This is a genomic window from Mycolicibacterium vinylchloridicum (assembly GCF_013404075.1).
Taxonomy (GTDB): Bacteria; Actinomycetota; Actinomycetes; order Mycobacteriales; family Mycobacteriaceae; genus Mycobacterium; species Mycobacterium vinylchloridicum.
Map to the genome: position 1 here is coordinate 136,044 of NZ_JACBJQ010000013.1, position 12,453 is coordinate 148,496.

The window sequence follows — 12,453 nt, forward strand, 5'->3', positions numbered from 1 at the left end:
TGCCTAGGCTAGAGCACCTGGGATTCGAGCCGGCGGAGTTGATCGGACACCGAGCCCAGCAACTGGGCGCTGCCGTGGGCCCGCTTGAAGTACAGCTGGATGTCGTGCTCCCAGGTGATCGCGATGCCGCCGTGCATCTGGATCGCCTCGCCGGCCACCTTGGTGAACGCCTCCGTGGCGGCCAGCCGGGCCAGCGCCGCCGACACCGGCGTTGGCGCTGCGATCGCATCGCCGACGACGGCGCGCGCCGACTGCACCGCGACGTACAGGTCGGCCATCCGGTGCTTGAGGGCTTGGAAGCTGCCGATCGGTCGGCCGAACTGCACGCGTTCCTTGGTGTATTCGACAGTCAGCTCCAGGCACCGTGCCGCGGCGCCGATCTGCTCGGCGGCCAGCAGGATCGCCGCAGTGTCGGCCAGGCCGGGATCGGTGCCGATCACCACGGTGGAACCGGCGGACACGCGGGCCAGGCGACGGGTCGGGTCCATGGTCTGCAGGGCCTCGGCGGTGACCTCGCTCCAGCGGGCCAGCTTGCCGTCCTCGACGCCCACCACCACATCAGCGACATCGCCGTTCACGACGTAGCCGGGATCGAACACCACCGCACCGATCGACTCACCCGCAGCGAGCTGCTCGAGTGCGTCGGTGTCAGGGTCGTCCGCGGCGAGCAGCGCCACCTCGGCCAGTGTCGTTCCCAGCAGCGGCGTCGGGACTAGCCCACGGCCCAGCTCCTCGAGAACCGCTGCAGCATCGGCCAATTCACCACCGGCACCGCCGAGCTCCTCGGGCACCACCAGAGCGGCGACGCCGACCTGCTCGCAGAGCATTGCCCACAGCGCTTCGTCGTACCCGCGTTCCGAGTCCATCGCTTCGCGCACCGCGGCCGGTGAGGCGTGCTTGTCGATCAGTGCGGCGACGGTGTCGCGCAGCATCTGCCGTTCGTCAAGGGATGTCATGTCAACGCCTCCAGCACTCGACGGCGGTGGCTGGCCGGGTCGCCCCAGGCCGAGTGCAACGCCTGCACCCGCAACAGCCACAGCGACAGATCGTGTTCGGAGGTGAACCCGATGGCGCCGTGCGTCTGCAGCGACGACCGCGCCGCCAGCAGCGCGGCATCCGACGCGGCAGCCTTGGCGGCGCTGACATCCCGTGCGGTGTCGGGAGATCCGTCGGCCAGCGACAGCGCCGCGCCGTACACGAGGGGGCGAGCCAGCTCCACCGCGATGTGGACGTCGGCCAGCTTGTGCTTGATCGCCTGGTAGCTGCCGATGACCCGGCCGAATTGGCTGCGCTGCTTGGCGTATTCGACCGACATGTCCAGCATCGCCTGACCGGCACCGACGAGTTGCGCGGCGGTGGCCAGTGCACCGAACTCGTATGCGCGTGCCACGTCGGCTTCTCGGGCCTCGCCGGTGGCGGTGACGTCGAAGAGCTTTCGGCTGGCGTCGACGGATTCATGTCCGTCGCCGACGTTCGCGTCACTGACCTTGCCGTCGTGCGCCAGCAGGGTCAGCCCGGCGAAGTCGGCGTTGACCGCGCGGGGCACCGCAGGCGGCAATGCGACCGTCGCGATCAATTCGCCGGCGGCCAGGCCGGCAGATCGATCGTCTTCCGCGAGCAGAATCGGCGCCACCGCAATGGATTCGGTGACCGGACCGGGAACATTCCAGCGGCCGAGCCGCTCCAAGGCGACCACCAGATCGACCGGGTGGGCTTCGATGCCGTCGTACCTCTCGGGCACGGCCAGGGCGGTGACGCCGAGATCGGTCAGCGCTGACCACACCTTGCGGGCGGGTGTCGTGTCACCCTCGGCCCAGGCGCGGACCGCGCCGGGCACGTCAGCGGCCCCGAGCGCGGCGTCGATGCTGGCGGCGAAGTCACGCTGCTGTTCGTCGAGTGCGAATTTCACTTCTTCGCTCCTGCACTCGCTGAGCTTTCTCGGGGCAGCCCGAGCAGCCGCTCGGCGATGATGTTGCGCTGAATTTCATTGGTGCCGGCATAGATCGGGCCACCGAGTGCGAACAACAGACCGTCGGTCCAGCCGTCGGTCAGTTCGGCGTCGGCCCCCCTCAATTCCAAAGCAGTCTGGTGCAGGGCGACGTCGAGGTCGGACCAGAACACTTTGGTCACCGACGACTCGGCGCCCAGCTCACCGCCCCCGGCGATCCGGGTCACGGTGCCGAAGGTGTGCAGCCGGTAGGCCTGCGCCTTGATCCACGCGTCGGCGACGCGATCGGCGATCGCCGGGTCGGATCCCCGTTCCCGCCACTGGGAGACCAGTCGCTCGGCAGGCGCGAGGAAGCGGGCGGGGCTGCGCAGTGACATGCCACGCTCGTTACTCGATGTGCTCATTGCGGCGCGCCAGCCGTCGTGGACGCTGCCGATGACATCGGCGTCCGGCACGAAGACGTTGTCCAGGAACACTTCTCCGAAGCCGGTGTCGCCCCCGAGCTGGGCGATCGGGCGCACGGTCACCCCGTCGGCCCTGAGGTCGAACATGACGTAGGTCAGCCCGCGATGCCGTTCGGCGGTCGGATCGGAGCGGAACAGCCCGAATGCCCGGTCGCCGAACACCGCCCGGCTGCTCCAGATCTTCTGGCCGTTGAGCAGCCAGCCACCGTCGGTCTGGGTGGCCGTCGAGCGCAGCGAGGCCAGGTCGCTGCCCGACTCCGGTTCCGACCAGGCTTGAGCCCAGATCTCCTCGCCGCTGGCCATTTTCGGCAGAACGCGGTCCAGTTGTTCTTCGGTGCCGTGCGCGAACAGGGTCGGCGCCAGCATGGAGGTGCCGTTGGCGCTGGCGCGGCCCGGCGCACCGGCGCGGAAGTACTCCTCTTCGTAGGCCACCCACTGCAGCAGGGTGGCGTCACGACCGCCGTACTTCTCCGGCCAGGTGACTACCGAGAGGCCGGCGTCGAACAGGATGCGGTCCCAGACGCGGTGTTGGGAGAACCCTTCGGCGCTGTCATAGGACTTCGTCGGGAACTTGTCGGAGTTGGCCGAGAGGAACGTGCGCACCTCGTTGCGGAACTCTTCGGTGGCGTCGTCGTAGCGCAGATCCATCAAACCATCTCTCGCAGTGTGGGTTTGACCACTTTGCCGCCGGGGTTTCGTGGTAGTGATTCCACGAAGACCACCGAGCGTGGGGTCTTGAAATTGGCCAAGTGCTTCTTGGTGTAGTCGATGACGGCCTGCTCGTCGAGGCCGCTGCCGTCGCGTCGGACGATGAAGGCGCGTCCGACTTCGCCGAGCCGCTCGTCGGGCACGCCGATGACAGCGGCGTCGGCCACACCGTCGAGGCGGGCCAGCACCTGCTCGATCTCGGCGGGGTAGACGTTGAAGCCGCCGCAGATGTACATGTCCTTGAGCCGGTCGGTGATACGCAGATTGCCGGCGTCGTCGACGGTGCCGATATCGCCGGTGTGCAGCCAACCGTCAGAGTCGATGGCGGCCGACGTCGCCGCCGGATCGTCGAGATAGCCCAGCATCACATTGGGTCCGCGCAGCAACACCTCGCCCGCGCCGGTGTCATCGGGAGCATCTATGCGCAGTTCGAAGTCGGCGATCGGTCGTCCGCAGGTGGTGGCGACGGTGACGGCGTCATCGTCGGCCCGGCACATGGTGCCGAAGCCGTTGGCCTCGGTGAGTCCGTATGCGGTGAGCACGATGTCGAAGTCGAGTTCGGCCTGCATGCGCTCGATGAGCACGACGGGCACGGTCGCCGCACCGGTCACCGCGAAGCGCAGCGAGCTCAGGTCGTAGTTCTTGCGGGCCGGGTGGTCCAACAGCGTCTGGAAAATCGTGGGCGGCCCCGGCACAACGGTGATGCGCTTCTCGGCGATCACCCGCATCGCCTGCTCAGGGTCGAAGGTGAGCTGGGGGATCAGGGTGGCGCCGGTCTGCAGGCAGGCCAGGATCCCGGCCTTGTAGCCGAAGTTGTGGAAGAACGGGTTGATGCACAGATAGCGGTCGGCACTGGTGAGCTGGCCGCACTCCGCCCACGCGGCGGGTGCCGCCAGCGATTGTCGGTGCGCGCACAGCACGCCCTTGCTGCGCCCGGTGGTGCCCGAGGTGAACAGCACATCGGACGGGTCGTCGGGTTGCACGGCGGCCGCCCGGGCGTCGACCTCGGACGGCTCGGCCCGGGGTCCGGCGAGGAACTCGTCCCACGTCCCGTCGTTCTCGTCGATGGGGATGCGCACGATGTGGCGCAGCGCAGGCAGCGCGGCGCGATCCAGTTCGGCGACGCGGTCGGCGCCGAGGAAGCGGCCCATCCCGAACAGCACGGGCGCCTCGGTGCGGGCCAGGACGTCGGCGGCCTCAGACGCGGTGTAGCGAGTGTTCAGCGGCACCATCACGGCGCCGGCGTAGTGGGTGGCTAGACAGGCGATCACCCAGTGCCAGGTGTTGGGCGACCAGATCGCGACCTTGTCGCCGGGCTGGACGCCGAACCCGATGATGGCGGCGGCTGCCCGGCGCACCTCGTCGCGCAGTTCGGCGAAGGTGAAGCTGCGATCCTCGGTGATCAGGGCGTCGTGGTCGGCGAAGTCGAGTGCCATCCGGTCCAGCACCGCGGGTGTGGTGCGCGGGGCGCTCGTCATCGAGACTCCTCTGAACTGATCGCCCGGCCCGGGCTAACAAAGCAAGTGCTTGGTAGGTTAGCCTACAGGGGTGATCACGGTCGAGGAGTTCCGGGCGGAGGTCCGCGAGTGGCTCGCTGACAATCTCGTCGGTGAATATGCCGCGCTCAAGGGCCTCGGCGGCCCGGGCCGCGAGCATGAAGCCTTCGAAGAGCGTCTCGCGTGGAATCGTCATCTGGCCGCGGCGGGCCTGACCTGCTTGGGCTGGCCGGTCGAGCACGGTGGTCGCGGACTTTCGGTCGCCCACCGGGTGGCGTTCTACGAGGAGTACGCGAAAGCCAACGCCCCCGACAAGGTCAACCACCTCGGTGAGGAACTGCTCGGGCCCACCCTGATCGCCTTCGGCACCCCCGAGCAGCAGCAGCGGTTCCTGCCGAAGATTCTCGACGTCACCGAGCTGTGGTCACAGGGCTATTCGGAACCCGGTGCAGGCAGCGATTTGGCCAACGTCTCCACTGCCGCTGTCTTGGACGATGACCAGTGGATCATCAACGGGCAGAAGGTATGGACCTCGCTGGCGCACTGGGCGCAGTGGTGCTTCGTGGTGGCCCGCACCGAGAAGGGCTCCAAGCGGCATGCCGGCCTGTCCTACCTGCTGGTGCCGCTAGATCAGCCCGGGGTGGAGATCCGCCCTATCATCCAGCTGACTGGTGATTCGGAATTCAACGAAGTCTTCTTCACCGACGCCCGCACCGACGCCGACCTGGTGGTCGGCGAGCCGGGCGACGGCTGGCGGGTGGCCATGGGAACGCTGACCTTCGAGCGCGGCGTGTCCACCCTCGGCCAGCAGATCCGTTATGCTCGTGAGCTTTCCGGTATCGCTGAACTGGCCAAAACCACCGGCGCGATCGAGGACCCACTGATCCGGGAGCGGCTGGCCCGGTCCTGGGCCGGCCTGCAGACCATGCGGTCCTATGCGATGGCGACCATGGACGTCGAGCAACCCGGCCAAGACAACGTGTCAAAGCTGTTGTGGGCCAACTGGCATCGCGATCTGGGTGAGCTGGCCATGGACATCAAGGGGCGCGCCGGCCTGCTCATCACCGACGGTGACTTCGACGAGTGGCAGCGCCTATTCCTGTTCTCCCGATCGGACACGATCTACGGCGGCTCCAACGAGATTCAGCGCAACATCATCGCCGAGCGGGTGCTCGGCCTACCCCGAGAGGTGAAAGGCTAGTGGCGCCACTGTCGGAGGTCCCCGAAGAGGTCGAGGGCCACGGTCTGCTGACCGGCAAGGTCGTCGTGGTGACCGCGGCGGCGGGCACCGGCATCGGGTCGGCAACAGCCCGGCGCGCCCTGCTCGAAGGCGCCGACGTTGTGGTCTCCGATCACCACGAGCGCCGGCTCGGTGAAACCCGGGACCAACTAGCCGAATTGGGCCTCGGCCGGGTCGAAGCCGTGGTCTGCGACGTGACGTCCACCGCTCAAATCGACGCGCTGATCGCGTCCACCACCGCCCGCATGGGCCGACTGGACGTTCTGGTGAACAATGCCGGGCTCGGTGGTGAAACCCCTGTCATCGATATGACCGACGAAGACTGGGATCGCGTTCTCAACGTCACACTGACGTCGGTGATGCGCGCGACCCGTGCAGCGCTGCGCTATTTCCGCGAGGCCGGCCACGGTGGCGTGATCGTCAACAATGCCAGCGTCCTGGGTTGGCGGGCGCAGCATTCCCAGTCGCACTACGCCGCAGCCAAGGCGGGTGTGATGGCGCTGACCCGTTGCAGCGCAATCGAAGCCGTCGAGCACGGCGTGCGCATCAACGCCGTCTCGCCCAGCATCGCCCGGCACAAGTTTCTGGAGAAGGTCAGCTCGGCCGACCTGCTCGACCGGCTCTCCGAGGGCGAGGCCTTCGGCCGCGCCGCCGAGCCGTGGGAAGTTGCCGCCACCATCGCCTTCCTGGCCAGTGACTACTCGAGTTACCTGACCGGCGAAGTCATTTCGGTCTCGAGCCAGCGAGCGTGACAGAGCAGCCGGTCAGTCGTCGCGACGAGCTTCTGGTGCTCGCCGCGACGATGTTCGCCGAACGAGGCCTGCGTGCGACCACCGTGCGCGATATCGCCGACTCGGCGGGCATTCTATCCGGCAGCCTCTATCACCACTTCAAGAGCAAGGAGCAGATGGTCGAGGAGGTCCTGCGGGACTTCCTGGACTGGCTGTTCGACCGCTACCAGAAGGTGATCGCCACCGAGCCCAATCCGCTCGAGCGACTCAAAGGCTTGTTCATGGCGTCGTTCGAGGCGATCGAACACCGGCACGCTCAGGTGGTCATCTACCAGGACGAAGCCAAGCGGCTCTCGTCGCTGCCACAGTTCGACTTCGTCGACGCGCGCAACAAAGAGCAACGCAAGATGTGGCTTGACCTGCTCAACGAGGGCGTCAAGCAGGGCTACTTCCGCCCCGATATCGACGTCGACGTGGTCTACCGGTTCATCCGGGATACCACGTGGGTGTCCGTGCGTTGGTATCAACCAGGTGGGCCGCTCACAGCCGAGGAAGTCGGCCGGCAGTACCTCGCCATCGTCCTGGGCGGCATAGCCGCGCCCAACAACTGACAAGGAGATCGACATGGCCCCCGCATCACAGGCATACGTCATCGACGCCGTACGCACCGCGGTCGGCAAGCGAAACGGATCGTTGGCCGCCGTGCACCCCATCGACCTCGGTGTGGCGGCGTACCGCGGCATCTTCGATCGGGTCGACGTCGACCCGGGTGCCGTCGACGACGTGGTGGCCGGCTGCTTGGACACCATCGGGCCGCAGGCCGGCAACATCGCCCGCAACACCTGGCTGGCCGCCGGTTACCCCGAAGAGGTGCCCGGCGTCACCGTCGACCGGCAGTGCGGGTCGAGCCAGCAGGCGATTTCCTTTGGCGCACAAGCCATCATGGCCGGTACCGCCGACCTGATCCTGGCCGCTGGTATGCAGAACATGAGCCGTATCCCGATCTCGTCGGCGATGACCGTCGCCGAGCAGTTCGGCTTCACCTCGCCGACCAACGAGTCGGAGAACTGGCTGCACCGCTACGGCGATCAGGAGATCTCCCAGTTCCGTGGCGCCGAGATGATCGCCGAGAAGTGGGGCCTGTCCCGCGAGGAGATGGAGGAGTTCTCGAAGGGCAGCCACGACAAGGCATTCGCGGCCATCCGCAACGGGAACTTCGAAAACGAGATCGTCCCGGTCGGTGAGTTCCGCACCGACGAAGGCCCGCGCGAGTCCACCCTGGAGAAGCTGGCCGGCCTCAAGACGCTGCGCGAGGGCGGCCGCCTGACCGCCGCGATGGCCAGCCAGATCTCCGACGGTGCCAGCGCCGTGCTGCTCGCCAGCGAGCAGGCTGTCAAGGACCACAAGCTGACCCCGCGGGCCCGCATCCACCACATCAGCGCCCGCGGCGCCGACCCGGTGTTCATGCTCACCGGCCCGATCCCGGCGACCAAGTACGCGCTGGACAAGGCCGGCCTGACGATCGATGACATCGACGTGGTCGAGATCAACGAGGCGTTCGCGCCCGTGGTGATGGCGTGGCTCAAGGAGACCAAGGCCGACCCGGAGAAGGTCAACCCCAACGGCGGTGCGATCGCGCTCGGCCACCCGCTGGGCGCTACCGGTGCCAAGCTGTTCGCCACCATGCTCAATGAGCTCGAGCGTCGCGGCGGCCGCTACGGCCTGCAGACGATGTGCGAAGGCGGCGGCACCGCCAACGTCACGATCATCGAACGGCTGTAACGACTTTCGCCGCCGGCCGCCTCAGTGTTCGTGGAGGACGACTCCGCGGATATTGCGGCCGGCGAGCATGTCGTCGTAGGCGTTGTTGATCTCACCCAGTTTGTACTCGTGGGTGACGGTCTCGTCGAGCAGCAGCTTGCCTTCGCGGTAGAGGCTGAGCAGTTTCGGGATGTCGGCACGCGGGTTGGCCTGTCCGTAGAGGCTGCCGAGCAGCCGCTTCTGGAAGAGCGTGAACATCGTCATCGGCAGCACCGGTGTCACGTCGGTCATCGCCGCCAGCGCGGTCAGCACCACGGTGCCGCCCTTACTGACCAATTCCAGTGCGTCATTGATCATTTCGCCCTTGACCAGACCTACGGTAAGCAGCGCGGAGTCGGCCATCACACCTTTGGTCAGCTCCCGGACCAGCTCAGTGCCTTCGGCGATCGACGTCGCGAAGTGAGTGGCACCGAACAGAAAAGCCTTGTCCCGCTTGCTCTCCACGATGTCGATCACGACGATCTTCTCCGCGCCCGCCAGCCGCGCGCCCTGGATGGCGCCGCTTCCGATGCCCCCGCAACCGATCACCACCACGGTGTCACCCGGGCGGACGTCGGCGGTGTTGACCGCCGAGCCCCAGCCGGTGGTGACACCGCAGCCGAGCAGGCAGGCCCGAGTCAGCGGAATGTCGTCGTCGATCTTGACCAGTGACGCTTCCGGCACCGTGCCGTACGGGGCGAAGGTGCCCAAACCGATTGCGGCGAAGATGTCCTGGCCGCGCGCGTGGCGCCGGAAGGTGCCGTCGGGCTGCAGGCCCGTCAGGATCTCGGCACCCATGTCGCACAGGTTGGACTTGCCGGTCGCACACCAGCGGCATCGTCCGCAGGCCGGCAGGAACGCGGCGACGATGTGGTCGCCGACCTTCAGGTCGCGCACCCCGGGTCCGACCTCCAGGACGACGCCCGCGCCTTCATGGCCGCCGATCAATGGAATGGGTGCGACCAGATCGCCGTCGCGAATGTGGTGATCGGAATGGCACAGTCCGGTCGCCTCGAACGAGACGAGAACTTCGCCGTCCTTCGGCGGGTCGAGCTCGACTTCCTCGACATTCCAGTCGTGCCCGTACTCCCACAGGATGGCGGCATTCATTTTCATGTTGCCCAAGGTATGACGCCGACGCCGTCCGCCGACGACGATTCGGGAAGCTAACCCAACGTGGTCAGCGCGAGCCCGCCGAGCGCCACGATCCAACTCGCGAAGCTGCCCACCAAGAAGTACTCGGTGACATCGTCGATACCTATTCCCGGGTCGCTGCGCTCCTGCCCTCCGATACCTATTCCGCCGTTCTCCGGGCCTTTTGAGCGTTGATCTCCGGAAACCGGATGGTGCTCTTGGCCGCCACTACTGCCGTCGCGGCGGGTCAGACATGTCGACCGCGTGGCGAGTGATGGAGACGTTCTTCGCGTTCGATCGCGGCCAAGTTCAGGACAATCACGCGAGGCTAGCGCCGGCAGACATCGAGTCGCCGGCACGACCGACTTCGTCCGTATGAGCAGTCGAGGGACTTGCATCAATCAAGCGCTTCCCTGGCACTCGACACGCGATGGGCCGCTACGGGGCTAGTAGCACGACCGGAATCGTGCAAGTGGTGGGCATTCCGGAATTGTTATGCCCGAGTCGCCAAGGATCCCGTAAGAACGGCCCGTAAGGCGCGCGATACTGGGCCCAAAGGTTCCGTGATATGTCGCCATTTGTCGGATAATTTTGATTCGGTCAAATTCCCATTACTATGTGTGCAAGTCGGCCGTCTCGAATAGAGTCGGATTCCCTAACGTGATGGAGGCGATGTGGGTCTACTCGACGAGGTCAATGCGCAACTCGACAAAACAGTCAGAAAGCCGATGACTATCACAAAGATGCAGCAATCTAATACCTCAGTACCTGAAGCTGTTGAACTCGGATACTCGGAGGGCAAGCTCGTTTCTGCCACGTATCTGTACACGGACATGCTCAACTCGTCCGGCCTCGCAGCCACAGCGGACAAGGAGGCTGCCGCCCAGACTTTCCGTGCTTTCCTCAATGTGAGTACAAAGATCATTCGGCATTTGAACGGTCACATCCGTAGTTTCGACGGAGACCGCGTTATGGGAATCTTTACGGGGCCAAGTAAGGAAGACCGTGCCGTCAAAGCTGCAATGCACATCAAGTGGGCGGTCAACACGATCGTGACTCCAGCGCTGCATAAGGAAATCCCTGCTCTCAAGGATGCTGGCTGGACCCTTAAACAGACGAGTGGAATCGCTACTGGCGAAACGCTCTTGGCCCGCGCTGGCTTCCGTGGGAGTGATGACATGATCTCCATAGGCTCAGCTCCCAATCTCGCGGCGAAGCTCAGCGATGTGCGAGGAGACGGAACCGAGGCGGGCTACGTAACCCGTATTGGGAAAGGGACCTATGGGGGGCTCTCGGACTCGCACAAGCTGTCCAAAGGAACGAACATGTGGGACGGAACGTATTCCTTGAATATGGGCGGAAAAAGCTACGCCTACTACCGAAGCAGCTACCACTGGACATTTTCGTAAGGCAATGCCCCCGAGCCTTCGGAAGATGATAGCACCCACATTAGGAGGAAACGACTCTTGTTCCCAACCATTGAATCCAGCGTGGACGATATTATGACAGCTTCGTGGAATATTACTAACGGAACCGTAGTCCCCAAAACTGAGGACGTCGTCATGAAGAATGGCGGACGGCTTATTGAGGCGACGTACGCCTACGCGGACCTGGCCGACTCCAGCAAGATCGCCCAAAGCCTGTATAAGGAAACCGCTGCAAAAATTATCCGCGCTTTTGTCAACAGCACTACTCGTATCCTGCGGAACTTCGGCGGCGAAATCCGATCGTTCGACGGCGACAGAGTAATGGCGATTTTCATAGGGGAAGACAAGAATTGGAACGCAGTGCGGGCTGCGTTCGCCATCAACTGGGCAGTTATCGAAGTTATCCGTCCTGCGATCAAGTCAAACTGGAGCGATGGCGAAGACTTCTGCAACATTGGACACAGGGTTGGGATTGACACTGGCGAGTCTTTGATCGTTCGAGGCGGCGCACGGAACAACAACGACCTCATCTCAGTTGGTGGGGCACCAAACATTGCCGCGAAACTGAGTGATCTAAAGCAGGGCCACACTACCTACGTCACCGACCGTGTGATAGGTGAACTGACCGAAGACCTGCTCTACTACGATTCGAATGGGTACCGACAGAACTGCTGGTCCAAGCTATACTCGCGTGTTGAGATCGGTGGCACCCTCAACACAGTCTATGGCTCAAACACCTACTGGGGCATCTAGTGACCGACCCTATCGATACTGCTTGGAAGATCCACGCCGCGCTGGTCGACTGGACTGGCAAGGTTGATACAAAGGCGTCGTTCGCCCTAACGATCGAGGCTGCACTTCTTGCCGGAGTTGTCACATTGTCCGGGGATAAGCGCGTGTTTAGCAACCTCAGCGGTTGGGCGGTCGTGTGGTATGTCCTTGGCATAGCATTACTTATCGCTGCAGTATTGTGCGCAGCATGGGTAGTACGCCCACGGCTTCGTGGAGCCAATCTCAAAGCGGAATCGGTCAATAACTTCGTCTACTTCGGACATTTACGACATCTGCTGCCTGAAGCTGTTCAAGAACGGATTGAGAGCGAGGAGCTCCTCCCTGTCCTTTCGAAACAGCTGGTGGATATGAGTAAGATCGCGTGGATGAAGCACCGGCTTGTGCAGATATCCATGAGCCTTGCGCCGGTCGGTGTTTTAGCGCTGGGCATATGCGCCACGTACTGAAGCCAGGCCCGTCGTAGTTAAAGGAAGTCGGCCGACTTTGATAATTCTCAAATGCGAGGCCGAGCAACGGATTCAATTTGGAATGCGGCGCGAGTGCTTATGCGTCGAATAAATGTGCTGCGTTGGCCGTTATTGCCACAGAGGAATTGTCAATACCTGTGGATCGGGGTGTTTCAGGCGACCTCCGTTTCGGTTGATTCGGCCGGCTCGGGCGGTGTGATGTCGGCGGGGCGTTCGAGTAGCTTGCCTTTGTGGAAGACGGCGCCG

The 12,453-nt window shown here is 64.3% G+C and carries 12 protein-coding genes and 1 pseudogene; 7 read left to right on the forward strand and 6 right to left on the reverse strand.

Annotation, left to right across the window (positions count from 1 at the left end; translation table 11 throughout):
• Positions 1 to 8: 8 nt before the first annotated feature.
• From ipdE2 to fadD3, 4 genes are read right to left on the reverse strand one after another with little or no spacing between them, the layout of a single operon-like run.
• Positions 9 to 956 (reverse strand): acyl-CoA dehydrogenase IpdE2, encoded by a 948-nt coding sequence (gene ipdE2, locus HPC46_RS13685; protein ID WP_179470631.1) that lies wholly within the window; start codon positions 954 to 956, stop codon positions 9 to 11.
• Positions 953 to 1,909, reverse strand: coding sequence for an acyl-CoA dehydrogenase family protein (locus HPC46_RS13690; RefSeq protein WP_179470633.1), 957 nt, complete (start codon positions 1,907 to 1,909; stop codon positions 953 to 955). The genes ipdE2 and HPC46_RS13690 overlap by 4 nt, the downstream gene beginning before the upstream one ends.
• On the reverse strand, positions 1,906 to 3,060 hold the full coding sequence (locus HPC46_RS13695; RefSeq protein WP_179470635.1) for an acyl-CoA dehydrogenase family protein: 1,155 nt from the start codon (positions 3,058 to 3,060) through the stop codon (positions 1,906 to 1,908). The genes HPC46_RS13690 and HPC46_RS13695 overlap by 4 nt, the downstream gene beginning before the upstream one ends.
• Complete coding sequence (fadD3, locus tag HPC46_RS13700; RefSeq protein WP_179470637.1) at positions 3,060 to 4,598, reverse strand: 3-((3aS,4S,7aS)-7a-methyl-1,5-dioxo-octahydro-1H-inden-4-yl)propanoate--CoA ligase FadD3; 1,539 nt, start codon at positions 4,596 to 4,598, stop codon at positions 3,060 to 3,062. Before fadD3 ends, HPC46_RS13695 begins: the two co-directional genes overlap by 1 nt.
• 70 nt (positions 4,599 to 4,668) lie before the next feature.
• On the opposite strand from fadD3, the gene ipdE1 reads away from it, so the two are divergent.
• From ipdE1 to fadA6, 4 genes are read left to right on the forward strand one after another with little or no spacing between them, the layout of a single operon-like run.
• On the forward strand, positions 4,669 to 5,817 hold the full coding sequence (gene ipdE1, locus HPC46_RS13705) for an acyl-CoA dehydrogenase IpdE1 (protein ID WP_179470639.1): 1,149 nt from the start codon (positions 4,669 to 4,671) through the stop codon (positions 5,815 to 5,817).
• A complete protein-coding gene (gene ipdF, locus HPC46_RS13710) occupies positions 5,817 to 6,608 on the forward strand; it encodes a (5R,7aS)-5-hydroxy-7a-methyl-1-oxo-2,3,5,6,7,7a-hexahydro-1H-indene-carboxyl-CoA reductase (RefSeq protein WP_179470641.1) in 792 nt (263 codons plus the stop codon). The genes ipdE1 and ipdF overlap by 1 nt, the downstream gene beginning before the upstream one ends.
• The gene (gene kstR2, locus HPC46_RS13715; protein WP_179470643.1) at positions 6,605 to 7,198 is read left to right on the forward strand and encodes a TetR family transcriptional regulator KstR2; all 594 of its coding nucleotides are present in this window, start codon (positions 6,605 to 6,607) and stop codon (positions 7,196 to 7,198) included. Before ipdF ends, kstR2 begins: the two co-directional genes overlap by 4 nt.
• A 13-nt stretch (positions 7,199 to 7,211) precedes the next feature.
• Positions 7,212 to 8,369 carry a steroid 3-ketoacyl-CoA thiolase FadA6 gene (fadA6, locus tag HPC46_RS13720; protein WP_179470645.1) on the forward strand — a complete coding sequence of 386 codons (1,158 nt, stop codon included), beginning with the start codon at positions 7,212 to 7,214 and terminating at the stop codon, positions 8,367 to 8,369.
• 21 nt (positions 8,370 to 8,390) lie between these two features.
• Here fadA6 and HPC46_RS13725 read toward each other — a convergent pair whose 3' ends face one another.
• The gene (locus tag HPC46_RS13725) at positions 8,391 to 9,503 is read right to left on the reverse strand and encodes an NDMA-dependent alcohol dehydrogenase (RefSeq protein WP_179470646.1); all 1,113 of its coding nucleotides are present in this window, start codon (positions 9,501 to 9,503) and stop codon (positions 8,391 to 8,393) included.
• 50 nt (positions 9,504 to 9,553) lie between these two features.
• Positions 9,554 to 9,765 (reverse strand): annotated as a pseudogene (locus HPC46_RS34975) (hypothetical protein); the annotation flags it as partial.
• A 430-nt stretch (positions 9,766 to 10,195) separates the two neighbouring features.
• Between HPC46_RS34975 and HPC46_RS13730 the strand changes: the two are divergent.
• The 3 genes from HPC46_RS13730 to HPC46_RS13740 all read left to right on the forward strand — a co-directional run bounded on the left by HPC46_RS13730 (position 10,196) and on the right by HPC46_RS13740 (position 12,186).
• Positions 10,196 to 10,930 (forward strand): adenylate/guanylate cyclase domain-containing protein, encoded by a 735-nt coding sequence (locus HPC46_RS13730; protein WP_179470648.1) that lies wholly within the window; start codon positions 10,196 to 10,198, stop codon positions 10,928 to 10,930.
• A gap of 153 nt (positions 10,931 to 11,083) precedes the next feature.
• Positions 11,084 to 11,701 (forward strand): adenylate/guanylate cyclase domain-containing protein, encoded by a 618-nt coding sequence (locus HPC46_RS13735; RefSeq protein WP_233716412.1) that lies wholly within the window; start codon positions 11,084 to 11,086, stop codon positions 11,699 to 11,701.
• A complete protein-coding gene (locus tag HPC46_RS13740; RefSeq protein WP_325096658.1) occupies positions 11,701 to 12,186 on the forward strand; it encodes a Pycsar system effector family protein in 486 nt (161 codons plus the stop codon). The genes HPC46_RS13735 and HPC46_RS13740 overlap by 1 nt, the downstream gene beginning before the upstream one ends.
• Positions 12,187 to 12,453 lie beyond the last annotated feature (267 nt).